This window comes from Anoxybacillus sp. FSL W8-1294 (genome assembly GCF_037965005.1).
GTDB classification, from domain to species: Bacteria; Bacillota; Bacilli; order Bacillales; family Anoxybacillaceae; genus Anoxybacillus; species Anoxybacillus flavithermus_G.
Genome location: NZ_CP150179.1, coordinates 1,727,692 through 1,752,269, shown reverse-complemented (window position 1 = coordinate 1,752,269; position 24,578 = coordinate 1,727,692). Strand labels below are relative to the sequence as shown.

Genomic DNA, 24,578 nt, shown 5'->3' with positions numbered 1-24,578 from the left:
AAAATCGAAAAATGATGTTTGACAAATGAATACATCATCATTAATAATAATGAAGATTTTACTTTACGAATTACCTCTTGAGGGAGGGCAAAATAATGTCAGACTACTTAGTCATTGTAGAGTCGCCAGCCAAGGCGAAAACGATTGAAAGATATTTAGGAAAAAAGTATAAAGTAAAAGCATCAATGGGCCACGTGCGCGATTTGCCAAAAAGTCAAATGGGCGTTGACATACAAAACGACTATGAGCCGAAGTATATTACGATTCGCGGGAAAGGCTCGGTTATTAAAGAATTGAAAGCGGCAGCGAAAAAAGCAAAAAAAGTATTTCTTGCGGCCGACCCCGATCGCGAAGGGGAAGCGATTGCTTGGCATTTAGCACATGTACTTGATTTAAATACGGATTCACCATGTCGCGTCGTGTTTAACGAAATTACGAAAGATGCGATTAAACAGTCATTTGAGCAGCCGCGTGCCATCAATATGCATTTAGTTCATGCCCAGCAAGCGCGGCGTGTGCTCGATCGTCTCGTCGGCTACAATATTAGCCCGTTGCTTTGGAAAAAAGTAAAAAAAGGATTAAGTGCAGGGCGTGTACAATCCGTTGCGCTTCGCTTAATTATCGATCGCGAAAAAGAAATTCAATCGTTTCAACCTGAAGAATATTGGACGATTCAAGGCACGTTCATGAAGGGAAACGACACATTTGAAGCACAATTTTACCGACTTGATAGCGAAACGTTCGATTTAAAAACAGAGCAAGATGTCCAACATGTGTTAAGCCATATTCAAGGCAATGAATTTGTTGTTACGGCGGTAACGAAAAAAGAGCGAAAGCGCAATCCCGTCGCCCCGTTTATTACATCGTCTTTACAACAAGAAGCAGCGCGGAAATTAAACTTCCGCACGAAAAAAACGATGATGGTTGCTCAGCAACTATACGAAGGGATTGACCTTGGAAGCGAAGGAACGGTCGGTTTAATTACATATATGCGTACAGACTCGACGCGCGTATCCGAAAGCGCTCAACAAGAGGCGGTACAGTATATTGAACAGACGTTCGGTACATCATATGTACCAACAGAAAAAAGAAAAGAAAAACAAAAAGCGAACGCTCAAGACGCGCACGAAGCGATTCGGCCAACGTCCGTCTGGCGTCATCCTAGCGCGATTAAGCCGCATGTCACACGCGATCAATATCAGCTATACAAACTCATTTGGGAGCGCTTTATCGCAAGCCAAATGGCGCCGGCTGTGCTCGACACAGTAGCAGTGGAACTATCAAACGGAACTGTCATCTTCCGTGCGACTGGTTCGACGGTTAAGTTTCCTGGCTTTATGAAAGTGTATGTAGAAGGAACGGACGATCCGAAAGACGAACAACAACGACTATTGCCAGACTTTGTTGAAGGAGAGCGCGTATTTAGTAAAGATATTGAAGGAAAGCAACATTTCACACAGCCTCCACCGCGCTATACGGAAGCTCGGCTCGTAAAAACGTTGGAAGAGCTCGGCATCGGTCGCCCATCGACGTATGCCCCGACGCTCGATACGATTCAAAAACGCAATTATGTAACGCTTGAAAATAAGCGATTTGTGCCAACGGAACTTGGCGAAATTGTACTTGATTTAATGATGCAATTTTTCCCGGAAATTTTAGATGTCGAATTTACAGCAAAAATGGAAAAAAACTTAGACGACATCGAAGAAGGAAAAGTCGAATGGGTGCGCATTATTGATGAATTTTATCGTGAGTTTGAAAAACGGTTAAAGATTGCTGAAGTAGAAATGGAGAAAGTAGAAATAGCCGATGAATCAGCAGATGTAGATTGCGACGTATGCGGAAGCCCGATGGTATATAAAATGGGGCGTTTTGGAAAGTTTATCGCTTGTTCAAACTTCCCACAATGTCGCAATACAAAAGCGATTGTCAAAGATATTGGCGTGAAATGTCCGCGCTGTCATGAAGGAAACATCGTCGAACGAAAAAGTAAAAAGAAACGCATGTTTTATGGTTGCGACCGTTTCCCGACGTGCGATTTTGTTTCGTGGGATAAACCGATCAGTCGACCGTGTCCAAAGTGCGGCGGCATGCTTGTTGAGAAAAAAGGGAAAAAAAGCGTGCACATTCAATGTACGCAATGTGAATATAACGAACAACAGTAAGGTGAGGCGCATATCCTCACCCATTTTATCGAGGAGGGACTATTCTATGGAAGTCACAGTCATTGGAGCAGGATTAGCAGGAAGTGAGGCCGCATGGCAACTGGCGAAGCGCGGTGTTCGTGTTCGATTGTATGAAATGCGTCCGGTCAAACAAACCCCAGCGCATCATACCGACAAATTTGCTGAACTCGTATGCAGTAACTCGTTGCGTGCGAATACATTAACGAATGCAGTTGGCGTGTTAAAAGAAGAAATGCGTCGATTAGACTCTGTCATTATGAAAGCAGCAGACTCTTGTTCTGTCCCAGCCGGTGGGGCTTTAGCTGTCGATCGTCACGAATTTGCTGCAAAAGTAACAGAAATGGTGGCAAATCATCCGAATGTGACCGTTGTGCGTGAAGAAGTGACAACGATCCCAACAGGTCCGACGATTATTGCGACAGGTCCGTTAACATCGCAACCGCTTTCGGAACAGCTTCAGGCGTTAACAGGAGAAGCATATTTATATTTTTACGATGCCGCTGCACCGATTGTTGAGAAAGAAAGCATTGATATGGAAAAAGTATATATAAAGTCTCGCTATGACAAAGGGGAAGCAGCATATATTAACTGCCCGATGACAGAAGAGGAGTTTGAACGATTTTACGATGCGCTCATCTCTGCTGAAACGGTGCCGTTAAAAGAGTTTGAAAAAGAAATTTATTTTGAAGGATGCATGCCAATTGAAGTAATGGCGCGACGCGGAAAGAAAACGTTGCTGTTTGGACCAATGAAACCTGTCGGCTTAGAAGATCCACGTACAGGCAAACGTCCTTTTGCTGTTGTCCAACTTCGCCAAGATGATGCCGCAGGAACGTTGTACAACATTGTCGGGTTTCAAACGCATTTAAAATGGGGGGCGCAAAAAGAAGTCATTCGGCTTATTCCCGGGCTTGAACAAGCAGAAATTGTGCGCTACGGTGTGATGCACCGCAATACGTTTATTAATTCGCCGAAGTTACTAAAACCGACATACCAATATAAAGAAAGAGACGATTTATTTTTTGCAGGACAAATGACCGGTGTCGAAGGATATGTTGAGTCAGCGGCATCAGGACTTGTGGCGGGGATTAATGCGGCACATTACGTACTCGGAAAAGAACTTGTGGTGTTTCCGCAAGAAACAGCGATCGGCAGCATGGCGCACTATATCACATCAGCCAATCCGAAACATTTTCAACCGATGAATGCGAATTTCGGCTTATTTGCGCCGCTCGATGAGCCGATTAAAGATAAAAAGAAAAAAAATGAACAGTATGCAGAACGAGCATTGAGAACAATTCAGAATTTTTTAAAAAAGTTGTGAAATTCATTGCAAGAGCTGCTAAATTATGCTACTATTTAGTAGCTCTTGTGAGGTGATCGAATGGAAAATGTGAATTTTACGTTAAATTTGTTCATTGAATATTTACAAATAGAAAAAAATTATTCAGAATATACAATTGCGTGTTATAAGCATGATATTGGCGAATTTTTTGAATTTATGGAGCGCGAACAAGTGAAACGATTGCAAGATGTTTCTTATAGCGACGTTCGCTTGTTTTTAACCGAGCTTCATAAGCGAAAGCAATCAAGCCGTTCGATTGCCCGGAAAATGTCGAGCCTGCGCAGCTTTTACAAATTTTTAGTGCGGGAGAAAATCGTTTCTGAAAATCCGTTTGCGCTTGCTTCGTTGCCGAAGAAAGAACAGAAAATTCCACATTTTTTGTATCCAGATGAATTAGAACAATTGTTTGTTGTCAATGATTTGAATACAGCGATCGGTCAACGAAATCAAGCGATCATCGAGCTGTTATATGCCACAGGCATTCGTGTAAGTGAATGTTGTAACATTCGCCTGTCGCACATTGATTTTTCTGTATGCACCATTTTAATTTACGGAAAGGGAAATAAACAGCGATATGTCCCGTTCGGTACGTACGCCAAAGAAGCGCTCGAACGATATATACAAGACGGACGTCAGCAACTAATAAGCAAAGCAAAAGTGCCGACGGATGTGCTTTTTTTAAATGCGCGCGGTGGCGCGTTAACACCAAGAGGGGTGCGTCATATTTTAAATGACATCGTCGAACGAGCGGCACTTTCTTTGAAAGTAAGTCCCCATGTGTTTCGACATACATTTGCGACCCATTTGTTAAACGAAGGCGCTGATTTACGTTCTGTGCAGGAATTGTTAGGTCATGCACATCTTTCATCAACGCAAGTGTATACACATGTAACGAAAGATCATTTGCGCTACGTTTATTTACATTCCCATCCGCGGGCATAAAAAGGAGGATGTTTATGAGTCAATTTCATGCGACGACGATATTTGCGATTCGCCATCAAGGAAAAGGAGCGATGGCAGGCGATGGTCAAGTGACGTTCGGCAATGCTGTCGTGATGAAACATACCGCCCGGAAAATTCGTAAACTTTTTCATGGCAACGTGTTAGCTGGTTTTGCAGGAGCAGTGGCGGATGCGTTTACGCTGTTTGAAATGTTTGAAGGGAAGTTAGAAGAATATAACGGAAATTTACAGCGTGCTGCGGTTGAATTGGCGAAAGAATGGCGGAGCGACAAAGTGTTGCGCCGATTAGAAGCGATGTTGATCGTCATGGACGCCACGCATTTACTCCTCATTTCCGGAACGGGAGAAGTGATCGAACCAGACGATGGCATATTAGCGATCGGCTCAGGGGGCAACTATGCGCTAGCGGCAGGGAGAGCGTTAAAGGCGTATGCGGGTGAGCATTTAACAGCGAAGCAAATTGCAGAAGCCGCATTAAAAGTGGCGAGCGATATTTGCGTATACACAAACGATTGCATTATTGTCGAAGAGCTGTAAGGGGGGAGCGGCATGTTAACGCCAAAACAAATTGTTGAAAAGCTTGATCAGTTTATCGTCGGTCAGCATGAAGCAAAAAAAGCGGTGGCCATTGCGCTGAGAAATCGTTACCGTCGCAGTTTATTAGATGAAAAATTGCGCGATGAAGTCGTGCCGAAAAACATTTTAATGATTGGACCGACGGGCGTAGGAAAAACGGAAATTGCGCGGCGATTAGCGAAACTTGTTGGCGCTCCATTCGTAAAAGTAGAGGCAACAAAATTTACGGAAGTCGGTTATGTTGGTCGTGACGTTGAATCGATGGTACGCGACCTCGTTGAAACGTCTGTGCGCATCGTCAAAGAGAAAAAAATGAACGAAGTAAAAGATCGCGCGCAAGAGTTGGCGAATAAGCGTCTTGTTGAATTGCTCGTGCCTGGAAAAGCGAAGCAGCCGATGAAAAATCCGTTTGAACTTTTGTTTGGTGGTACGCAAGAGCAGGTGGATGGCGGGCACGAAGAACAGCATATTGCTGAGAAGCGGAGACAAATCGCTTGGAAACTAGCAAACGGTGAGCTGGAGGATGAATTGGTCACCGTGGAAATTGAAGAACAACAACCGCTCATGTTTGATTTATTTCAAGGCGCTGGCATCGAGCAAATGGGCGTCAATATGCAAGATATGCTCAGTAGCTTTATGCCGAAAAAACGAAAAAAACGAAAATTAAAAGTGAAAGAAGCCCGTCATGTACTAGCAAACGAAGAAGCGCAAAAGCTTATTGACATGGATGAAGTGACACAAGAAGCGATTCGATTAGCTGAACAATCAGGTATTATTTTTATTGATGAAATCGATAAAATTGCGCGAAAAGGGCAAGCTGGTTCATCAGCTGACGTTTCGCGTGAAGGCGTGCAGCGCGACATTTTGCCGATTGTTGAAGGTTCAACCGTCATGACGAAATATGGACCAGTTAAAACGGACTACATATTATTTATTGCGGCCGGGGCGTTTCATATGGCGAAACCGTCTGATTTAATTCCAGAATTGCAAGGACGTTTTCCGATTCGCGTCGAGCTGACGAAGCTGACTGTGGATGATTTTGTGAAAATATTAGTGGAACCAAACAATGCGCTTTTAAAACAATACGTTGCTTTACTTGCTACGGAAGGTATACAACTTGAATTTTCTGACGATTCTATTCGTAAAATTGCCGAAGTTGCTTTTGAAGTCAATCAACAAACAGATAACATTGGCGCGCGCCGTCTTCATACGATTATGGAAAAACTGTTAGAAGATTTATTGTACGAAGCACCAGATGTGCATCTTGAAAAAATTGTTATCACCCCGCAGTATGTGGAGCAAAAACTTGGAAATATTGTGCGGAATAAAGATTTAAGTCAGTTTATTTTATAAGGAGGATGCAATATGAATTTACTTGAAAAAACAAGAAAAATTAATGCGATGTTACAAAACGCAGCTGGAAAACCAGTAAACTTTAAAGAAATGGCAGAGACGCTTTGCGAAGTCATCGAAGCAAACGTGTTCGTCGTTAGCCGTCGGGGCAAATTGCTTGGCTTTGCGATTAAACAAACGATTGAAAACGAACGAATGAAAAAAATGTTAGCGGATCGTCAATTCCCAGAAGAATATACAAAAAATTTATTTAACATTACAGAAACGTCGCCAAACCTTGATATTCATAGCGAGTATACGGCATTTCCTGTCGAAAATAAAGATTTATTTAAAAACGGGCTAACGACGATCGTGCCGATTATCGGTGGCGGTGAACGTCTAGGAACACTTATTTTATCTCGCTTAGACAAAGAGTTTCATGATGACGATTTAATTTTAGCTGAATACGGAGCAACTGTTGTCGGAATGGAAATTTTGCGTGAAAAAGCGGAAGAAATTGAAGAAGAAGCGCGCAGCAAAGCTGTTGTTCAAATGGCAATTAGCTCGCTTTCGTATAGTGAATTAGAAGCAATTGAGCATATTTTTGAAGAGTTAGATGGGACAGAAGGATTGCTTGTTGCAAGTAAAATTGCTGACCGCGTCGGTATTACACGTTCAGTCATTGTTAATGCGCTTCGCAAACTAGAAAGTGCCGGAGTTATTGAATCTCGTTCGCTCGGGATGAAAGGAACGTACATTAAAGTATTAAACGATAAGTTTTTAACAGAACTTGAAAAATTAAAACATCATTAAAAACAAGAAGGCATCTTTGCAAGAAAGATGCCTCTTTTGTTAAAGTATGTGAAAAATAGTCCAATGTTCCCTATGTACATATTGGAAATAATTTTTTACAATAAAGGTGTCGAACGGTGTCTATGTGAGGAGGAATATGTCGTGAAATTGTTTTCAAATACATTCCAAATATTAGAACAAGGGTTAAATTATTCATCGTTGAAACAAAAAGTAATCGCAAACAATATTGCGAATGTCGATACACCAAATTTTCAAGCAAAAGACGTTCAATTTCGCACAGAATTTCATCAAGCATTGCAAGCGTACCGCACAGATCCGCGTCATTTTGAGTTTAAAGGAAGCACAAACAAATTTTTCATGACGACTAAAAACGATCTCGTTTACAATCATAATAAGAATAATGTCGATCTAGATCAAGAAATGTCGGATTTAGCGCAAAACCAAATTTATTACAACGCGTTAGTTGAACGGTTGAATGGAAAGTTTAACTCCTTAAAAACGGTCATTAAAGGAGGAAAATAATATATGTTTCAAAGTTTCAATGTGTCTGCTTCTGCATTAACTGCTCAACGGTTGCGCATGGATGTCATTTCTGCAAATATGGCAAACGTCGATACGACGCGGGCGAAAATGGTCGATGGGAAATGGCAGCCATATCGTCGCAAAATGGTTGTCATGCAACCAAACGAATCGTTTTCTTCTTTTTTAAGTCAGGCCATGAACGAGCGGTCGGCAGGTGGAGTAAAGGTAACGAAAATTGTTGAGGATCAAACGCCATTTAAACTTGTCTATGACCCATCTCATCCGGATGCAGATGAAAACGGATATGTGCAGCTACCAAATGTTGATCCGTTAAAAGAAATGGTCGATTTAATGAGCGCCACACGCTCGTATGAAGCGAATGTGACGGTGTTAAACGCAACGAAAGGAATGTTAATGAAGGCGTTAGAAATCGGGAAATAGGGGGAATAAGCGATGATTGATCGCATCCAACGTACAGTTTTATCACCAGCTGTACAGCAGCAATCGATAAAGCCCGCGGAAGCACAACGGGCGTTTTCTCAATTTTTAAAAGAAGCGATTAACGAAGTAAATAAACAGCAAATTCAATCAGATCAACTGACAACAAAGTTAGCAAAAGGAGAAAACGTTGATTTGCACAATGTGATGATCGCTTCACAAAAAGCAAGTGTGTCGCTTCAATTAGCGATTGAAGTGCGTAATAAAGTGATCGAAGCATATCAAGAAGTGATGAGAATGCAAGTATAGACCTCATGAGATAGCGGAGGAAGCATATGAACGAGCGATTAAAACAAGCGATAGAACGATTAAAATTGTTTTGGAGCGAGAGAACAAAACAACAAAAAATGATGGCTTTAGGTCTTGTGGGATTGTTGGTTGTTGCCGTTGCGCTTACCGCTTTTTTGGCGACGCGAACGAATTTTGTTCCTCTCTACAGCAATTTATCGCCGCAAGAAGCGGGACAAATTAAGGCAACGCTTGATCAGCGCGGTATTCAGTCGCAAGTTGCCGATAACGGCACGACGATTTTAGTGCCCGAACAGCTTGTCAATACGTTAAAAGTCGAACTAGCCGCTGAAGGCATTCCCGATAGCGGAAGCATCGATTATTCGTTTTTCGGAAAAAACTCTGGTTTCGGCATGACAGATAACGAATTTAACGTATTAAAAATTGAGGCGATGCAAACCGAACTTGCTAATTTAATAAAAAGTATCGACGGGGTAGAAGACGCAAAGGTGATGATTAATCTACCCCAGCCGACGATCTTTGTTGGCGACCAACAGGAAGAGGCATCTGCATCGATCGTTTTGAAAACAAAGGCAGGGTATAAATTTAATGAGCAGCAAATTAAATCATTATACCACCTTGTTTCCAAAAGCGTGCCGAACCTTCCTACTGATAATATCGTCATTATGAACCAATATTTTGAGTACTTTGATTTAAAAAATGATGAAAATTTTTCGTCTGGCAAAACGTTTGCTGAACAATATGAAGTGAAACAACAAATTGAACGCGACATTCAACGTCGCGTGCAACAAATGTTAGGAACGATGATGGGACAAGATAAAGTCGTCGTTTCTGTCACAGCCGACGTTGATTTCACGCAAGAAAATCGCCAAGAAGAGCTTGTTGAGCCAGTAGATAAAGAAAATATGGAAGGCATTGCAGTAAGCATACAGCGCATTACTGAAACGTTTTCCGGTCAAGGGGCTCAACCGGGCGGCACAGCGGGCGTAGGGGAAAACGAGGTGCCAGGGTATGAAGGAGCAAATGGCGAGACAAATGGGGATTATGAGCGAATTGAGGAAACGATTAATAACGAGGTTAATAGAATAAAAAGGGAAATTGTTTCAAGTCCTTATAAAATAAAAGATTTAGGTATTCAAGTAATGGTTGAACCGCCAAAACCTAATGATCCGAATTCGCTTCCTGCACAAACGGTTGATGACATTACAAAAATTTTAGGTACGATCGTGCGTACGTCAGTCGACAAAGAAATTGCAGGACAATGGACGGACAACGATTTGCAAAATCGCGTTGTCGTTTCTGTACAACCGTTTAACGGAAAGGTGCAGTTTGACGAAGAAACTACAACGATTCCGACATGGGCATATATAGCTGGTGGCGGAGCGCTTATTTTGCTTCTTGCTTTGATCGTCTTTTTATGGTTGCGCAAACGCAAGAAAGAAGAAATGGACGAACAACCAGTGCAAGAACAACAAGTGGCAGTAGAAATTCCAGACGTCAACGAAGAAGTCGAAACAGAATCCACATTGCGTCGCAAGCAACTTGAAAAACTCGCAAAAGAAAAACCAGAAGAATTTGCGAAATTGCTAAGAACATGGCTTGCAGAGGAATAAAGGAGGGGATTGTATGGCAAAAAAAGGCGAACTAACAGGAAAACAAAAAGCGGCCATCCTCCTCATTTCGTTAGGTCCTGACGTGTCAGCATCTGTATATAAACATTTATCTGAAGAAGAAATTGAAAAGCTAACGCTTGAAATTTCTAACGTTCGTCAAGTTGATGCTGAGAAAAAAGAAACGATTTTAGAAGAGTTTCATCAAATCGCCTTAGCGCAAGACTACATTTCACAAGGCGGTATTGCTTATGCGAAACAAGTGCTTGAAAAAGCGCTCGGTCCAGAGCAAGCGATGAACATTATTAATCGTTTAACGTCTGCCTTGCAAGTGCGTCCGTTTGATTTTGCACGGAAAGCCGATCCGGCGCAAATTTTAAACTTTTTACAAAACGAACATCCACAAACGATTGCACTCGTGCTGTCGTATTTAGAACCAGAGCAAGCCGGTCAAATTTTATCTGCGCTTCCGCAAGAAATGCAAGCGGATGTCGCACGCCGCATTGCGTTGATGGATCGCACATCGCCAGAAATAATTAATGAAGTCGAACAAGTGCTTGAACGGAAACTATCGACGACAGTTGTACAAGATTACACGCAAACTGGCGGCATTGAAGCTGTTGTTGAAGTGTTGAACGGTGTCGATCGCGCAACCGAGCGCGCCATTTTAGATGCCCTTGAAATTCAAGATCCAGAGCTAGCAGAAGAAATTAAAAAGCGCATGTTTGTATTTGAAGATATCGTTACGCTTGATAATCGTGCGATTCAACGCGTTATTCGCGAAGTGGACAATGCAGACTTGTTGCTTGCGTTGAAAGTGTCTAGCGATGAGGTGAAGGAAGTTATATTCCGCAACATGTCTTCTCGTATGGCGGAAACGTTCAAAGAAGAAATGGAGTTTATGGGTCCTGTTCGCCTTCGCGACGTAGAAGAAGCACAATCTCGTATTGTTGCAGTCATTCGCCGTCTCGAAGAAGCGGGTGAAATTGTCGTCGCTCGTGGCGGAGGAGATGATATTATTGTCTAAAGTCATTAAAGCCCCTTTTGCTCGCACGTGTACCGAGCAACAGGCGGTCATTCAAGTGAGAAAAGTATGGTCTGACGTGCAGCAAGAAGAACATGAACAACCTGCCGAAACGATGATGCAACATGCACAAATGTTAATCGAGCAAGCCGAGCAACAAGCGGCAAATATTCGTCAAGAAGCGGACATGTATTACGCATCTGTCCAACAACAGATTGCAGAAGAACGGAGAAAATGGGAAGAAGAACGAAACGAATGGATAAACGAAGCGCGTCAAGAAGGATATGCGGTCGGTTTAGAACAAGGGCGCGAAGAAGGATTTCAACAGTACATGGAGGCAATTCGTGAAGCGAAGAAGATTGCACAATCCGCCAATGAACAGTTTTATCACATGTTGCAGTCGGCCGATGAAACGATTTTACTTGTTGCATGCAAAGTAGCGGAACGAATTATCGGTGAGCGTCTTGCTGAAAACAAAGAACATTTTCTTGGCCTTGTGAAACAAGTCATTCAAGAAGTTCGTGAACATGAAGAAGTGAAAATATACGTTCATCCGGCTTATTATGACGTTGTCGTTCGTCAAAAAGAGGAGCTAAAAGCGCTATTTAGCCAAGACGTTCATTTGTTTATTTATCCTGATGAAACATTAGCTGAAACAAGTTGCATTGTCGAGTCGCCGTTTGGACGTATTGATGCAAGCGTTGACACGCAACTCGAGCAACTGAAGCAACAATTGCTCGAGCGGATCGAGGGGACGGACGAATGAATTGGCAGGCACTTATCAATGAAATTGAGTTGCTCGATCCGTATAAGCGATTTGGCAAAGTGACGCGTGTGATCGGCTTAATGATTGAAGCAAAAGGACCAGAAAGTTCCATTGGAGATGTTTGCTATATTCATATTGGCCATAAAAAAAAGAAGAAAATTCAAGCGGAAGTCGTCGGCTTTCGTGATGAATATGTGCTTTTAATGCCGTATGCAACCGTTCAAGACATCGCCCCAGGTTGCATTGTAGAGGCAACGGGGGCTCCACTTGAAATAAAAGTCGGTTCAGCGCTTGTCGGACGTGTTATTGACGCATTAGGAGCCCCGCTTGACGGTCAACCGCTTCCAAAAGGATTGACGGCCGTTCCGATCGATCGCCAACCGCCCAATCCAATGACGCGACCAACAATTTCGGAACCGATTGAAGTCGGCGTGAAAATGATCGATAGTTTATTAACGGTCGGAAAAGGGCAACGTGTCGGTATTTTTGCTGGTTCTGGCGTTGGAAAAAGTACGTTAATGGGGATGATTGCTCGCAATACAAATGCGGATTTAAACGTCATCGCACTCATCGGTGAACGCGGACGCGAAGTGCGAGAATTTATTGAACGCGATCTTGGTCCCGAAGGATTAAAACGCTCCATTGTCGTTGTTGCGACATCTGATCAGCCTGCCCTCATGCGCATCAAAGGAGCGTATACAGCGACAGCCATTGCGGAATATTTTCGCGATCAAGGGCTAAACGTCATGTTTATGATGGATTCCGTCACGCGTGTCGCGATGGCGCAACGTGAAGTTGGATTAGCTGTCGGTGAGCCACCGACAACGAAAGGATATACGCCGTCCGTTTTTGCGATTTTACCAAAACTACTTGAACGGACAGGAACGAATGAACATGGGACGATTACCGCTTTTTATACGGTGCTCGTTGATGGCGATGATATGAACGAGCCGATTGCTGATACCGTTCGCGGCATTTTAGATGGTCATTTCGTATTAGAACGCCAACTAGCCAATAAGGGTCAATATCCAGCAATTAACGTATTAAAAAGTGTAAGCCGCGTCATGAACTACATTGTGACGCCAGAGCATCGAAAAGTGGCAGAAAAGTTGCGTGAGTTGTTGGCGACGTATGTGCAGTCTGAAGATTTAATTCAAATCGGTGCCTATAAACGAGGATCGTCGCGAGAAATCGACGAAGCGATCCGTTATTATCCGAAAATTATTTCGTTTTTAAAGCAAGATGTTCATGAATGTTATACAATAAACGAAAGTGTTCAACAGTTGTTTCAACTTATCGAACAAGGGTGAATAGGCGATGACATCATTTCAATTAACGAAAATTTTAAATTTAAAAGAGTATGAAAAACAAAAAGCGCTACACGAATATGAAGAGGCGCGCCGTCGCTTTGAAGAAGTGGCAGAAAAACTGTACCACTTTTTAAAACAAAAAGAAGACTACGAGGAACAACATAAACAACAATTACAATCAGGGTTGGCTGTTCAACATATCCGTTCGTTTCAACAATTTATGAACAATTTGCAGCGCGTCATCGACCATTACCAGCATCTTGTTATGCAAGCGCGTCAACAAATGGAGTTGAAACAACTAAAGTTAGTTGAATTGAATGTAGAGGTGAAAAAATACGAAAAAATAAAAGAAAAACATGATGAAATGATCGCGCAACAAATGCGAATTGCAGAACAAAAACAAATGGATGATATTTCAATTCAACAATATTGTTATCGAGAAACAAGGTGAGCGTTGATGGAACAATTTGAAAAAAAAGAAGAAGAGACGAAAAAAGCGAGCAAGCTTCAATGGTTTCTTTTTGTCGTCTTCATCCCGCTTTTATTTACGATCTCGGTTGTTTTGTTGATTTTAACATTCTCTGGCATTAACGTATTTGAACAAGGGAAAAAATATGCAAGTCAATTGCCGTTTGTTTCGCAATGGATTGAAGGAACAGAAGCAAACGAAAAAAAGAAACTAGAAGAGCAAATCGTTGAGCTAAAAGCAACCATTGTTGAGAAAGAAAAGGAGCTTACAAAAACGAAAGATACTATAAAAGAAAAAGAAGCAGAAATTGATGCGCTTCAGCAAGAAATTGCCCGCTTGCAAGCGGAAAAGGAACAAGTGCAAGAGACGACAACAACACCGCCAGCTGAGCAAACAAGTGAGCCGCGTGTCGATGTTGTCAAAATGTACGAAACAATGTCAGCGCGTAAAGCAGCGGAAATTATTCCACAAATGTCGGATCAAGAAGCGGTCAATTTGTTGTCAAAATTGAAAGCAGACAAAGTGGCGGCCATTTTAGAAAAAATGGATGCACAAAATGCGGCGAAATATACGAGCTTGCTTGCGAAAAAAGCGAATAATTGAAAGGAGGTGAAAAAATGAATATCGCTGGGGTTTCTTTCATGGCTCCATTTGGATCTCATCAGCAAGCAACCGTTCAAACGGGTGATGGGGATGCATTTTCTCAATTGCTTTCCTCGTTGCGTCAAAAATCGGAGTCGGTACAACCGTTGTCCGAACAGTCGGAAGCGATGCAACGAATCGATTGGGAGCAGTTGCAGCAATGGTTTCAACAGCTGCCAACGCACGATGGGTATGCAGACAAGCACATATTATCAACTGAAATGATTCAATCGTTTCTTTCTCTTTTACCAGAAGAAACGAAAGAACAAATCGTTCAACAATTTTCAGCCGAACAGCCGTTTGAAACGATGTTTTCATCACAGGATGATCATGATGAAAAAGATGAACTGATGCTCATCATTGCTTTGTTTCAACTTGAACAAAAGCAATGGACGATTCCAGAGCCGATCATTGAATATGCGCGCGCAACGTTACGCCATTTGTTTGAGGCACATGATGAGCGAAGTGGAACAATTACAACGATGATTCAAACGATGATAGACAGCCAAAAACGATTAGTCAACGAGTTTCGAACGGATAGCGATCAAAGCAAAGCGGTCCAATTGATGCCGGAAACAACGATAGACAGCCAAAAACGATGGGAAACGAATGAAAACATACAACATGGTGAAACATGGAAATCACTTTTATTTGCTCGTGAGCGGTTAGCTCCAAATGTCGAACAACGTTTAACAGATGGAAACGTAAACGATGAAGCGTTGCAAAAATATTCAGTACGTTCTTATGCGCAATCAACAAATACACGTTTCCAAACAGAACAATCACCTGATTCTGTACAGAAGAAAGTTGTACAATTGCCACAAGAGCGCAAACAATGGACGAGTCAGTTGTCTCATTTGGTGCACGCTGTTCAACAATCAGATGATAAACATGTACCGTTTGAACTACGAACAATTGATATGACAAATGAAACACCGTTTGTCGCACAGTTTGAGCGAATTGTTCGTTCAAGTCAATTCACGCGATGGAAAAACGGCAATGCACAAATGCTTATTCGCCTTCATCCTGAACATTTAGGATATATAACAATTAAGCTTATTCAACAAAAAGGAAAGCTAACGGCAAAAATGATTACATCGACCGAAGCGGCGAAACAGCTAGTGGAACAACATATTCATCAGCTTGCGCATATTGCCGATCACATTACGGTTGAACAATTTAACGTATTTGATCAAGCGAAATTTCGCGATCATTCATTCCAGCAACAAAAGCAGCAACAGCAACAACAAGAGCAACAAAGAGAAGAGAAAAGTGAGCGTGATCAATCGTTTGATGAGTGGTTAAAAGAGTGGTTTGACTTTGAATAGAGGTGATCATATGACTGCGATCGATCCAAGTTTGCTTTTATCGCAACGCCAAGTCGCGCAGCGTGAAACAGGGAAAAGCTCGCTAGGAAAAGACGATTTTTTAAAAATTTTAATTGCGCAATTGCAACACCAAGATCCGTTAAATCCGATGGAAGACCGGGAATTTATTTCACAAATGGCAAACTTCTCATCGCTTGAGCAAATGGTCAATATGTCAAATATGATGAGCAAGTTTATTGAGACACAAACGGGTACATCGGAAAAACTTACAGGCACATTAGATGCATTGCAAAAGCTTATCCAGCAACAGTCTGCGCCGTCGCTTGCTCAATATAGTGAATGGATCGGCAAGACGGTAACATGGGATGAAAAAAGCGGTGTTGTTCAAGCGGTCGTTCAAAAAGGAACGGATATATGGTTAGAGCTTGAACAAGGAGAAACGGTGTTAGCCTCTCGCGTCACAAAAGTGTCGCAATAAAGGAGGTGAGAAAATGAATCGCATTCAGTTTTTTCCGCACACCCCATTGATTCCGGCGAAAAAGCAGACGGTTGTTTCAACGGAGCGGCAATCGTTTCGCGATGCGCTTGCTGAAGCAGGACAAGCATTAAAAATAAGCAAACATGCGCAGCAGCGGTTGCAAGAACGAAATATTCACATTAACGATGAACAATGGGCGGTCATCGGGCAAAAAATTGTAGAAGCAAAACAAAAAGGTGTGCGCGACTCGCTCGTCATTACAGATGAAGCTGCCTTAATTGTGAGCGCTGCTAATCAAACGGTTATTACGGCGATGCATCGTGAAGAAGCACAGAGCCAATTGTTTACAAACATTAACGGAGCCATTATTATATAAGGCTGGACCTTTATCGGAAGCCTTCGAGCGTGCGGAATGACAGAAGCCGCTCAAACAACGAAAAGGAGAGGATTATATGTTACGTTCAATGTTTACTGGCATTGGTGGCATTCGCAACTTTCAATATAAATTAGACGTCATTGGTAACAATATTTCTAACGTCAACACGTATGGCTACAAAAAAGCGCGCGTCACATTTAAAGATCTCGTTTCGCAACAAATTTCAGCTGCGACATCATCAACAGGGACACGCGGGGGAATTAACGGAAAACAAATCGGATTAGGAAGTGGACTTGGTTCGATCGAAACAATTCATACGCAAGGCTCGACGCAAACGACGGCACGTCCGCTCGATTTGGCGATCGGTGGCGACGGCTTTTTCGTCGTTGGATCGATTAATGATGTGACGTTAATTAGTATGGATGGACCGGCTGGAAAGCTCGGAACGAATAAAGTGAATACAGGTGTGCCGATCGACCGCGTGTTTAACTTAAGCTTTACACGTGCAGGTAACTTTTATTTAGATGAATACGGTTATATTGTAAACTCGGACGGGCAATATTTAATCGGGGAAGCAGCAATTAAGACATTACCTTCTGCCACAAACCTTAATCAAGTTAACACTTTAAGAAATCAACTCGATAACTTTGTAAACGGGTCTGGGGGGCTAGTTAATTTCGTTCAGAATTGGAAAAATAATTTCGATCCTCCTTCTAGCTTTAATACTTTTATCAATAATTTTAATACACAAATTAATACTATGAATACGAATATAGGTAACTTTAATAATAATGTTTCTCCAAAAGCAAGCATTAATAACATGACAACAATTCCAACTAGTGGATGGCCGAATACGTTAGATCAGGCCGAAAAAATGATGGGACCGTACTTAGAGCAAATTAGCGGTTTTGTTGAAAGCGTCCAGCAAGTATTACAAGATTATAGTGAGCCAAAATACGGAAATGTGACTAGCTTTGAGCCAGGACTCATTCAAATTCCAAAAACAGCGAAAAGCTTCGGGATTACAGCGGATGGAAAAGTGACGTTCATCGATAGCAACGGACAATTGAAAATTGCGGGACAAATTTTATTGGCGCAATTTCCGAATCCAACAGGGTTAGAGAAAATGGGCGGTAATGCATTTAAAGAAACGAATAACTCAGGTAAGCTTGATCGAAACGCAAACGGCTTGACCCTTGATGAGTTAACACGCCCAGGTTTAAACGGTGCCGGTGAAATTATTTCTGGTGCGCTTGAAATGTCGAACGTTGATCTTTCTGAAGAGTTTACAGAAATGATCGTTGCGCAACGCGGATTCCAAGCAAACACGCGCATTATTACAACATCGGACGAGATTTTACAAGAATTAGTTAACTTAAAGAAATAATAAGGGAGGGGAGGGCACTAGGCTCTGTCTAGTGCCCGCATACATATGATTACATTAACGCGGTTAAATGGAAAACAATTCACACTAAACGCGATATACATAGAGCAAGTTGAAGCGTTCCCAGACACGACCATTACGTTAACGAATGGCAAAAAGTTTGTCGTGCGGGAGTCTGTAGAAGATGTTATGTCATTAGTAGAAACGTTTTATCGTAACATTTCTGTTCTCGGATTAAGGAGAGAGGCGGAGGGATCCGACGTTGAAAGACAATAAAATGTTAAAAATGATGCTAATTATTATGGGAGTGATTACGCTTGTTAGCGTCGTTGCCCTTGTTGTCGTTATGAAATTTATGGGGAATGATGAACCGAAAGAGCCGTCGGTCGATGAAATTGTTGCAAGCTCGTTTGACGTGCCCGAAATGATGACGAATTTAATGGATGGAAGCTTTATTAAAATCGCGTTTAAAATTCAAACAGATAGCGAAAAGGCAAAAGAAGAAGCAGAAAAACGAGATTTTCAAATTAAAAGTATCATTATTGAAGAGCTGTCAGAAATGACGGCGGAGCAGTTTAAAGGAAAGCAAGGAAAACTTCTTTTAGAGAAAAAACTTCGCGAACGCATAAACGAGCTTATGCAAGAAGGAAAAGTTGAGAAAATTTATATAACCTCCTTTATTCTCCAGTAAATAAAATGAATAGGAGTAGGAGGTGAGAACAGTGTCAGGAGAAGTTTTATCGCAAAGTGAAATAGACGCCCTGCTTGCAGCGCTATCCGCGGGAGAAATGAGCGCTGATGAACTGAAAAAAGAAGAAGCAGAAAAAAAAGTGAAAGTGTACGACTTTAAACGGGCGTTGCGGTTTTCAAAAGACCAAATTCGCAGTTTGACGCGCATCCATGAAAACTTTGCTCGGCTATTAACGACGTTTTTTTCCGCACAACTGCGTACGTATGTGCAAATTTCTGTCGCATCGGCTGACCAATTGCCATATGAAGAATTTATTCGCTCCATTCCGAAAATGACGATTTTAACAGTATTTGAAGTCCCGCCTCTTGATGGGCGCGTACTGTTAGAAGTCAATCCTAATATCGCCTATGCGATGCTTGATCGCGTACTAGGTGGCAGAGGTGTGAGTTTAAATAAAATTGAAAATTTAACAGAAATTGAAACGAAAATTATGTCCAATTTGTTTGAAAAAGCGTTTAGCAATTTGCGAGAAGCGTGGGAGTCCGTCGCAGACATCGACCCGATGCTGATAGATTTCGAAGTCAATCCACAATTTTTACAAATGGTATCACCAAATGAGACGGTTGTCGTTATTTCGTTAAATACACAAATTGGTGATACGAGCGGAATGATTAACATTTGTATTCCGCACGTTGTGTTAGAACCAATCATTCCGAAATTATCTGTTCATTACTGGATGCAAACGCAAAAAAAGGCTCGTGAACCTGAAGAAGTTGCGACGTTGCAAAAGCGATTAAAGAAAACGAAAGTGCCAATGATCGCAGAGCTCGGTACATCGACGATCTCCATTCAAGAATTTTTGCAACTCTCTGTTGGTGATGTCATTCAACTCGATCAAACGGTACGTGATCCACTCGTGATTAAAGTAGGAGATGTGCCGAAATTTATCGGGCAGCCAGGAAAAATGAATAAACGATTAGCTATACAAATTTTAGATGTGATAAAGGGGGAAGACGGCGATGATGAGTGACGATATGTTATCTCAAGATGAGATTGATGCGTTGTTGCGAGGAATTGACGAAGACCCGATGCCGTCTAGCACAATGTCGATCGATGAAGTATTAACACCAATCGAGCAAGATGCGCTTGGTGAAATTGGAAATATTTCGTTTGGTAGTTCAGCGACAGCGTTATCGATGTTATTAAATCAAAAAGTTGAAATTACGACGCCGAGCGTTTCACTCATCGAACGTGCGCGCGTAGCAGAAGAGTTTCCGCATCCGTACGTTGCGATTCAGGTCAGCTATACCGAAGGATTTTTAGGAACAAATTTACTTGTCATTAAACAATCTGACGCTGCGATTATCGCAGATTTAATGATGGGGGGAGATGGCACAAATCCACCCGATTTTATGGATGAAATTCAATTGAGTGCTGTACAAGAAGCGATGAACCAAATGATGGGTTCGGCTGCGACGTCGATGTCGACGATCTTTAGCAAGAAAGTTGATATTTCGCCACCAAGTTTACACTTACTTGATTTATCGGAAGGCGAAGGATTTGAATATTTACCGCCGGACGATGTATTTGTTAAAGTATCGTTCCGTTTAAAAGTAGGCAATTTAATTGATTCGAATATTATGCAACTGTTGCCAATTCATTTTGCGAAAGAATTAGTCGAAAATTTATTAAATCCGTCTAGTACAAAGACCGAAACATCAGCTACAATAAATACGAACGAGCCACATCAAACCGCGCCATCCGCACAGACGAAACCAGCGCCTTCATCGGCTCAACAAACGCAAAAAGAAGCTCCTCAACATTTTGGGACGGGAGCTGTGCAGCAGCCTGTCAACGTCCAGCCTGTTGCTTTTGCAAGTTTTGAACCAGCGCCATTGCCAGAAGCGGAATCACGCAATCTTGATATGTTGCTTGATATTCCGTTGCAAGTGACGGTGGAACTCGGGCGAACGAAGCGCTCTGTGCAAGATATTTTAAGTTTATCATCAGGCTCCATCATTGAACTTGATAAGCTGGCTGGTGAACCGGTTGACATTTTAGTCAATAACAAATTGATCGCGAAAGGTGAAGTTGTCGTCATCGATGAAAATTTCGGCGTGCGTGTGACGAGCATTATTAGCCAAAGCGATCGGTTAAACAAATTACGATAATTCGGGAGGTTTTTGGAGAATGGCGAGAATTTTAATTGTTGATGATGCAGCATTTATGAGAATGATGATTAAAGATATTTTAACGAAAAATGGGCACGAAGTCGTCGCGGAAGCAGCTGATGGGGCGCAAGCGGTCGAAAAATATAAAGAGTTTCGCCCAGACTTAGTCACAATGGACATTACGATGCCAGAGATGGATGGCATTACGGCGCTGAAAGAAATTAAAAAAATTGACAGCAACGCCAAAGTCATTATGTGTTCAGCCATGGGGCAACAAGCGATGGTTATTGATGCGATTCAAGCAGGAGCAAAAGATTTTATTGTCAAACCGTTCCAAGCAGATCGCGTCATTGAAGCGATTAATAAAACGCTCGGTTAGAGGTGGAATTCATTGCGCTATATTCGCATCATCATGTTGTGCGCGTTCGTTGTTCTGCAAGCAGTTTCCCCTGCTTTTGCAGAACAAACGAACAGCGTAAAAGAATGTGTAGAACATCCAGAAAAGTGTAAAGAACAACAAACAAATGAGGCAACTCAAACGGCAACAGTTTCGGAATCGACTCCGATTACTGTTTGGGATTTCGTTAAACTGATTGGTGCAACTGCTTTTGTTATATTTTTGTTATATGCGCTTTTAAAATGGTTAAATAAACAAAACCGATTTTATGAGCGAAAAGGGCTCATTCAACATTTAGGTGGGACAAGTTTAGGTACAAACCGAACGATTCAAATTGTAAAAGTCGGTCGGCGTGTGTTAGTTGTTGGTGTAGGTGAATCGATTCACTTATTAAAGGAAATTACGGATGAGCAAGAAATTGAGGAGTTGCTTAAGCAACATGAAGCGCGTCTTGATTCGTTGCTTGATACGAGCGTATGGAAATCGCTCCAATCGCTTTTGCAACGAAAAACGAGCGAATCCCGTTTTCGCCAGTTGTTCGATCGGGAGTTACAACAGTTGGCGGATGAGCGAAAAAAAGCGATGAGAGCGCTAGAAAAAGAAAGGGATCGACATGAATGAAGTGATGCAATTTTTTAACAATAGCGCCCCCGAAAATGTAGCGACATCTGTGAAGCTGTTATTGTTGTTAACCGTCTTATCGATTGCGCCAGGCATTTTAATTATGGTGACATCGTTTACGCGCATCGCGATCGTCTTATCGTTTGTCAGAACAGCGCTCGGCACGCAACAAATGCCGCCGAACCAAGTCATTATCGGGCTATCTTTATTTTTAACATTTTTTATTATGGCACCGACATTTCAACAAATTAATCGTGATGCCTTGCAGCCGCTGTTTGATGAAAAAATTAATTTAGAGCAAGCATATGAACGAGCCGAAGCACCATTAAAAGAGTTCATGAGCAAACATACGCGACAAAAAGATTTAGCTTTATTTTTAAGCTACGCAGGGGCTGAACAGCCAAAAACAGTACAAGATATTCCGATGTCAGCGCTCGTCCCTGCTTTTGCGATTAGCGAATTAAAAACAGCGTTTCAAATCGGTTTCATGCTATTCATTCCGTTTTTAGTCATTGATATGATTGTGGCAAGCGTATTAATGTCGATGGGAATGATGATGTTACCGCCGGTCATGATTTCGTTGCCGTTTAAAATTTTACTGTTTGTTCTTGTGGATGGTTGGTATTTAGTTGTGAAATCATTATTAGAAAGCTTTTAAAGTAGGTGGGAAAAATGAGTCCCGATTTTGTCATTCAAGTTGCGGAACGCGGTGTGTACATGGTGCTTGTCGTATGCGGACCGCTCATGTTGCTTGCGCTTGCGGTCGGACTATTGATTAGCATTTTGCAAGCGACGACGCAAATTCAAGAACAAACGTTAGCGTTTGTTCCTAAAATTGTTGCCGTGTTACTCGGTCTTGTGTTTTTCGGACCGTGGATGCTTTCGCGCATGGTGTCATATGCATACAATATTTTTAGCAACTTAAGTAAATTTGTAGGATGAAGCGTATGGAGCTATACACGTATGTACCAACTTTTTTACTTATTTTTGCGCGCGTCGCTTCATTCTTTGTGACGATGCCGCTTTTCTCATATCGAAACGTGCCAAACGTTCATAAAATCGGTTTTGCCTTTTTTATTAGTTGGCTCATGTTTTTTTCGCTTGACCCAAAGCCATTGGATATTGACGGGACGTATATGATGTTGTTAATTAAAGAAGTGCTTGTCGGGTTATTGATTGGGCTTGTCGCATTTATCATTATGTCGGCTATTCAAATTGCGGGCGGATTCATCGATTTTCAAATGGGGTTTGCGATTGCAAACGTCATCGATCCGCAAACAGGCGCCCAAAGCCCATTAATGGGACAATATTTATACACGATCGCTTTGTTTTTTTTACTCGCCGTCAATGGACATCATATGTTGCTAGACGGTATTTTTTATAGCTATCAATTCATTCCGCTCGATCATCTCGTTTCGTTTGGAAATGAACAAGTCGCAGAACAAGTTGTTCGTTTATTTCAAGCGATGTTCGTCATTGCTTTACAAATGGCTATTCCGATTGTTGGATGTTTGTTTTTAGTCGATGTAGCCCTTGGCATTGTCGCGCGAACTGTTCCACAAATGAACATTTTTGTGATCGGTCTTCCTGTAAAAATTATCGTTAGTTTTGTGCTCTTTGTCATCGTATTTTCAAGTATGTTTGCTGTCACAAAGCAATTGTTTGAATTCGCTTTTATGTCGATGCGCGGCATGATGAAATTGTTAGGGGGGGCGTAGCGTGAGTTGGTTGTCGGTCGATCTGCAGTTTTTTGCAGGAGAAAAAACAGAAAAAGCGACGCCAAGAAAACGGCAAGAAGTGCGTAAAAAGGGACAAGTAGCAAAAAGTGCAGATGTAACAGCTGCCTTTTTAATGCTTATCGTTTTTCTCGTCCTCTCTTTTTCTTCCGGTATGTGGGGAGATGCAATCGTTCGATTATTTCGCCAATCGTTTCAACATTATTTTTTCATGGATGTGACGATTGACTCTGTACAGCTCATTTTCGTTGATCTCCTACAGCAACTTGCATTGCTCGTTGGAACTATTTTTTTAGCGGCAATTGCGGCGGCGTTATTTGCTAATTTTGTGCAAGTTGGTTTTTTATTCACAACGGAACCGCTGCAAATGAAGTTAAGTAAACTCGATCCGATTCAAGGGTTTAAGCGCATCTTTTCGCTTCGTGCCCTTGTAGAATTGCTAAAATCGATTTTAAAAGTATTATTTGTTAGTATTGTCACATTTTCTGTTTTATGGTTGCACATCGATGATATTTTATCGTTGTCGCATAAATCGATTGGGGCAATTGCCGCGACGCTTGGACGTTTAACGATTCAAATGGGGCTTGTTGCTTCTGTCGCTTTATTATTTCTTGCGCTGTTCGATTATTTGTATCAACGGTATGATTTTGAAAAAAATATTCGTATGTCAAAACAAGATATTAAAGACGAATACAAAAAGACAGAAGGAGACCCGTTAATTAAATCACGCATTAAGCAAAAGCAACGAGAAATGGCGATGCGCCGCATGATGCAAGAAGTGCCGAAAGCAGATGTCGTCATTACAAACCCGACGCATTTTGCTGTGGCGTTAAAGTACGATGAACAGCAAGCAGACGCTCCGATCGTTGTTGCGAAAGGAGCAGATTATATGGCACAAAAAATAAAAGATATCGCGAAAAAAAATGACGTCATGATCGTTGAAAATCGGACGCTTGCACGTGCATTATATGATCAAACAGATATCGGAATGGTCATTCCAGAAGCTTTTTTCAAAGCAGTAGCAGAAATTTTGGCGTACGTTTATAAAACGAAAAATAAGCTTTAATATTTTATGTGTGCGAACAGGAGAGA

At 41.8% G+C, this 24,578-nt stretch carries 29 protein-coding genes; all 29 read left to right on the top strand.

What is annotated here, in order from left to right:
• Positions 1 to 95 precede the first annotated feature (95 nt).
• The 29 genes from topA (at position 96) to flhB (ending at position 24,552) form a co-directional block, all read left to right on the top strand.
• Entirely contained in the window at positions 96 to 2,165 is a 2,070-nt protein-coding gene (topA, locus tag NSQ23_RS09295; RefSeq protein ID WP_339170381.1) for a type I DNA topoisomerase, read from the top strand.
• A 46-nt stretch (positions 2,166 to 2,211) separates the two neighbouring features.
• Entirely contained in the window at positions 2,212 to 3,510 is a 1,299-nt protein-coding gene (gene trmFO / locus NSQ23_RS09290) for an FADH(2)-oxidizing methylenetetrahydrofolate--tRNA-(uracil(54)-C(5))-methyltransferase TrmFO (protein WP_339170379.1), read from the top strand.
• 60 nt (positions 3,511 to 3,570) lie between these two features.
• Positions 3,571 to 4,473: a tyrosine recombinase XerC gene (xerC, locus tag NSQ23_RS09285; RefSeq protein WP_339170377.1), complete on the top strand. Its 903-nt coding sequence runs from the start codon at positions 3,571 to 3,573 to the stop codon at positions 4,471 to 4,473.
• Positions 4,474 to 4,481: 8 nt separating this feature from the next.
• The gene (hslV, locus tag NSQ23_RS09280) at positions 4,482 to 5,030 is read left to right on the top strand and encodes an ATP-dependent protease subunit HslV (protein ID WP_269767874.1); all 549 of its coding nucleotides are present in this window, start codon (positions 4,482 to 4,484) and stop codon (positions 5,028 to 5,030) included.
• Between the two features lie 12 nt (positions 5,031 to 5,042).
• A complete protein-coding gene (gene hslU, locus NSQ23_RS09275) occupies positions 5,043 to 6,422 on the top strand; it encodes an HslU--HslV peptidase ATPase subunit (protein ID WP_339170372.1) in 1,380 nt (459 codons plus the stop codon).
• A 12-nt stretch (positions 6,423 to 6,434) separates the two neighbouring features.
• Positions 6,435 to 7,214 carry a GTP-sensing pleiotropic transcriptional regulator CodY gene (gene codY, locus NSQ23_RS09270; protein WP_004891076.1) on the top strand — a complete coding sequence of 260 codons (780 nt, stop codon included), beginning with the start codon at positions 6,435 to 6,437 and terminating at the stop codon, positions 7,212 to 7,214.
• Positions 7,215 to 7,355: 141 nt separating this feature from the next.
• Complete coding sequence (gene flgB, locus NSQ23_RS09265; protein WP_339170368.1) at positions 7,356 to 7,736, top strand: flagellar basal body rod protein FlgB; 381 nt, start codon at positions 7,356 to 7,358, stop codon at positions 7,734 to 7,736.
• Between the two features lie 3 nt (positions 7,737 to 7,739).
• The gene (gene flgC / locus NSQ23_RS09260) at positions 7,740 to 8,177 is read left to right on the top strand and encodes a flagellar basal body rod protein FlgC (protein ID WP_339170366.1); all 438 of its coding nucleotides are present in this window, start codon (positions 7,740 to 7,742) and stop codon (positions 8,175 to 8,177) included.
• 12 nt (positions 8,178 to 8,189) lie between these two features.
• Complete coding sequence (gene fliE, locus NSQ23_RS09255) at positions 8,190 to 8,483, top strand: flagellar hook-basal body complex protein FliE (RefSeq protein ID WP_339170363.1); 294 nt, start codon at positions 8,190 to 8,192, stop codon at positions 8,481 to 8,483.
• Between the two features lie 26 nt (positions 8,484 to 8,509).
• Positions 8,510 to 10,096: a flagellar basal-body MS-ring/collar protein FliF gene (fliF, locus tag NSQ23_RS09250; protein ID WP_339170360.1), complete on the top strand. Its 1,587-nt coding sequence runs from the start codon at positions 8,510 to 8,512 to the stop codon at positions 10,094 to 10,096.
• A gap of 13 nt (positions 10,097 to 10,109) precedes the next feature.
• Positions 10,110 to 11,120, top strand: coding sequence for a flagellar motor switch protein FliG (gene fliG / locus NSQ23_RS09245; protein ID WP_339170357.1), 1,011 nt, complete (start codon positions 10,110 to 10,112; stop codon positions 11,118 to 11,120).
• On the top strand, positions 11,104 to 11,883 hold the full coding sequence (fliH, locus tag NSQ23_RS09240; RefSeq protein ID WP_339174366.1) for a flagellar assembly protein FliH: 780 nt from the start codon (positions 11,104 to 11,106) through the stop codon (positions 11,881 to 11,883). The genes fliG and fliH overlap by 17 nt, the downstream gene beginning before the upstream one ends.
• Positions 11,880 to 13,193: a flagellar protein export ATPase FliI gene (fliI, locus tag NSQ23_RS09235; RefSeq protein WP_339170355.1), complete on the top strand. Its 1,314-nt coding sequence runs from the start codon at positions 11,880 to 11,882 to the stop codon at positions 13,191 to 13,193. Before fliH ends, fliI begins: the two co-directional genes overlap by 4 nt.
• 7 nt (positions 13,194 to 13,200) lie before the next feature.
• Positions 13,201 to 13,644 carry a flagellar export protein FliJ gene (gene fliJ / locus NSQ23_RS09230; protein WP_077429190.1) on the top strand — a complete coding sequence of 148 codons (444 nt, stop codon included), beginning with the start codon at positions 13,201 to 13,203 and terminating at the stop codon, positions 13,642 to 13,644.
• Positions 13,645 to 13,650: 6 nt separating this feature from the next.
• Positions 13,651 to 14,265, top strand: a complete 615-nt coding sequence (locus NSQ23_RS09225) for a hypothetical protein (RefSeq protein WP_339170352.1) — start codon at positions 13,651 to 13,653, stop codon at positions 14,263 to 14,265.
• Between the two features lie 14 nt (positions 14,266 to 14,279).
• Entirely contained in the window at positions 14,280 to 15,632 is a 1,353-nt protein-coding gene (locus NSQ23_RS09220) for a flagellar hook-length control protein FliK (RefSeq protein WP_339170349.1), read from the top strand.
• A 10-nt stretch (positions 15,633 to 15,642) separates the two neighbouring features.
• Entirely contained in the window at positions 15,643 to 16,110 is a 468-nt protein-coding gene (flgD, locus tag NSQ23_RS09215; protein ID WP_339170347.1) for a flagellar hook assembly protein FlgD, read from the top strand.
• 13 nt (positions 16,111 to 16,123) lie between these two features.
• Entirely contained in the window at positions 16,124 to 16,486 is a 363-nt protein-coding gene (locus tag NSQ23_RS09210) for a TIGR02530 family flagellar biosynthesis protein (RefSeq protein ID WP_339170344.1), read from the top strand.
• Positions 16,487 to 16,562: 76 nt separating this feature from the next.
• A complete protein-coding gene (locus tag NSQ23_RS09205; protein ID WP_339170342.1) occupies positions 16,563 to 17,873 on the top strand; it encodes a flagellar hook-basal body complex protein in 1,311 nt (436 codons plus the stop codon).
• A 45-nt stretch (positions 17,874 to 17,918) separates the two neighbouring features.
• Positions 17,919 to 18,146, top strand: coding sequence for a flagellar FlbD family protein (locus NSQ23_RS09200; protein WP_004891058.1), 228 nt, complete (start codon positions 17,919 to 17,921; stop codon positions 18,144 to 18,146).
• 1 nt (position 18,147) lies between these two features.
• Positions 18,148 to 18,561, top strand: a complete 414-nt coding sequence (fliL, locus tag NSQ23_RS09195; RefSeq protein WP_004891056.1) for a flagellar basal body-associated protein FliL — start codon at positions 18,148 to 18,150, stop codon at positions 18,559 to 18,561.
• A gap of 31 nt (positions 18,562 to 18,592) precedes the next feature.
• On the top strand, positions 18,593 to 19,591 hold the full coding sequence (fliM, locus tag NSQ23_RS09190; RefSeq protein WP_339170339.1) for a flagellar motor switch protein FliM: 999 nt from the start codon (positions 18,593 to 18,595) through the stop codon (positions 19,589 to 19,591).
• Positions 19,581 to 20,732, top strand: a complete 1,152-nt coding sequence (fliY, locus tag NSQ23_RS09185; RefSeq protein WP_339170336.1) for a flagellar motor switch phosphatase FliY — start codon at positions 19,581 to 19,583, stop codon at positions 20,730 to 20,732. The genes fliM and fliY overlap by 11 nt, the downstream gene beginning before the upstream one ends.
• 19 nt (positions 20,733 to 20,751) lie before the next feature.
• Positions 20,752 to 21,111, top strand: a complete 360-nt coding sequence (locus NSQ23_RS09180) for a response regulator (RefSeq protein ID WP_003394872.1) — start codon at positions 20,752 to 20,754, stop codon at positions 21,109 to 21,111.
• Positions 21,112 to 21,123: 12 nt separating this feature from the next.
• Positions 21,124 to 21,750, top strand: coding sequence for a flagella biosynthesis regulatory protein FliZ (gene fliZ / locus NSQ23_RS09175; RefSeq protein ID WP_339170335.1), 627 nt, complete (start codon positions 21,124 to 21,126; stop codon positions 21,748 to 21,750).
• A complete protein-coding gene (fliP, locus tag NSQ23_RS09170) occupies positions 21,743 to 22,408 on the top strand; it encodes a flagellar type III secretion system pore protein FliP (RefSeq protein WP_339170333.1) in 666 nt (221 codons plus the stop codon). The genes fliZ and fliP overlap by 8 nt, the downstream gene beginning before the upstream one ends.
• A 14-nt stretch (positions 22,409 to 22,422) precedes the next feature.
• Positions 22,423 to 22,692, top strand: coding sequence for a flagellar biosynthesis protein FliQ (gene fliQ, locus NSQ23_RS09165; RefSeq protein ID WP_035018732.1), 270 nt, complete (start codon positions 22,423 to 22,425; stop codon positions 22,690 to 22,692).
• Entirely contained in the window at positions 22,689 to 23,468 is a 780-nt protein-coding gene (gene fliR, locus NSQ23_RS09160) for a flagellar biosynthetic protein FliR (protein ID WP_339170332.1), read from the top strand. The genes fliQ and fliR overlap by 4 nt, the downstream gene beginning before the upstream one ends.
• A 1-nt stretch (position 23,469) precedes the next feature.
• Positions 23,470 to 24,552, top strand: coding sequence for a flagellar biosynthesis protein FlhB (gene flhB, locus NSQ23_RS09155; RefSeq protein ID WP_339170330.1), 1,083 nt, complete (start codon positions 23,470 to 23,472; stop codon positions 24,550 to 24,552).
• The last annotated feature ends 26 nt before the right edge of the window (positions 24,553 to 24,578 follow it).

Bases quoted from the DNA above. Each gene is read 5' to 3' on its own strand.
- codY (WP_004891076.1), top strand. From the start codon at position 6,435: ATGAATTTACTTGAAAAAACAAGAAAAATTAATGCGATGTTACAAAAC.
- NSQ23_RS09210 (WP_339170344.1), top strand. From the start codon at position 16,124: ATGAATCGCATTCAGTTTTTTCCGCACACCCCATTGATTCCGGCGAAA.
- fliY (WP_339170336.1), top strand. From the start codon at position 19,581: ATGATGAGTGACGATATGTTATCTCAAGATGAGATTGATGCGTTGTTG.
- fliI (WP_339170355.1), top strand. From the start codon at position 11,880: ATGAATTGGCAGGCACTTATCAATGAAATTGAGTTGCTCGATCCGTAT.
- topA (WP_339170381.1), top strand. From the start codon at position 96: ATGTCAGACTACTTAGTCATTGTAGAGTCGCCAGCCAAGGCGAAAACG.
- NSQ23_RS09180 (WP_003394872.1), top strand. From the start codon at position 20,752: ATGGCGAGAATTTTAATTGTTGATGATGCAGCATTTATGAGAATGATG.
- trmFO (WP_339170379.1), top strand. From the start codon at position 2,212: ATGGAAGTCACAGTCATTGGAGCAGGATTAGCAGGAAGTGAGGCCGCA.
- NSQ23_RS09220 (WP_339170349.1), top strand. From the start codon at position 14,280: ATGAATATCGCTGGGGTTTCTTTCATGGCTCCATTTGGATCTCATCAG.
- fliF (WP_339170360.1), top strand. From the start codon at position 8,510: ATGAACGAGCGATTAAAACAAGCGATAGAACGATTAAAATTGTTTTGG.
- fliR (WP_339170332.1), top strand. From the start codon at position 22,689: ATGAAGCGTATGGAGCTATACACGTATGTACCAACTTTTTTACTTATT.
- flgD (WP_339170347.1), top strand. From the start codon at position 15,643: ATGACTGCGATCGATCCAAGTTTGCTTTTATCGCAACGCCAAGTCGCG.
- xerC (WP_339170377.1), top strand. From the start codon at position 3,571: ATGGAAAATGTGAATTTTACGTTAAATTTGTTCATTGAATATTTACAA.
- fliJ (WP_077429190.1), top strand. From the start codon at position 13,201: ATGACATCATTTCAATTAACGAAAATTTTAAATTTAAAAGAGTATGAA.
- hslV (WP_269767874.1), top strand. From the start codon at position 4,482: ATGTTTATGAGTCAATTTCATGCGACGACGATATTTGCGATTCGCCAT.
- NSQ23_RS09205 (WP_339170342.1), top strand. From the start codon at position 16,563: ATGTTACGTTCAATGTTTACTGGCATTGGTGGCATTCGCAACTTTCAA.
- fliP (WP_339170333.1), top strand. From the start codon at position 21,743: ATGAATGAAGTGATGCAATTTTTTAACAATAGCGCCCCCGAAAATGTA.
- hslU (WP_339170372.1), top strand. From the start codon at position 5,043: ATGTTAACGCCAAAACAAATTGTTGAAAAGCTTGATCAGTTTATCGTC.
- fliQ (WP_035018732.1), top strand. From the start codon at position 22,423: ATGAGTCCCGATTTTGTCATTCAAGTTGCGGAACGCGGTGTGTACATG.
- fliG (WP_339170357.1), top strand. From the start codon at position 10,110: ATGGCAAAAAAAGGCGAACTAACAGGAAAACAAAAAGCGGCCATCCTC.
- NSQ23_RS09200 (WP_004891058.1), top strand. From the start codon at position 17,919: ATGATTACATTAACGCGGTTAAATGGAAAACAATTCACACTAAACGCG.
- fliE (WP_339170363.1), top strand. From the start codon at position 8,190: ATGATTGATCGCATCCAACGTACAGTTTTATCACCAGCTGTACAGCAG.
- fliH (WP_339174366.1), top strand. From the start codon at position 11,104: ATGATATTATTGTCTAAAGTCATTAAAGCCCCTTTTGCTCGCACGTGT.
- flgC (WP_339170366.1), top strand. From the start codon at position 7,740: ATGTTTCAAAGTTTCAATGTGTCTGCTTCTGCATTAACTGCTCAACGG.
- fliL (WP_004891056.1), top strand. From the start codon at position 18,148: ATGTTAAAAATGATGCTAATTATTATGGGAGTGATTACGCTTGTTAGC.
- NSQ23_RS09225 (WP_339170352.1), top strand. From the start codon at position 13,651: ATGGAACAATTTGAAAAAAAAGAAGAAGAGACGAAAAAAGCGAGCAAG.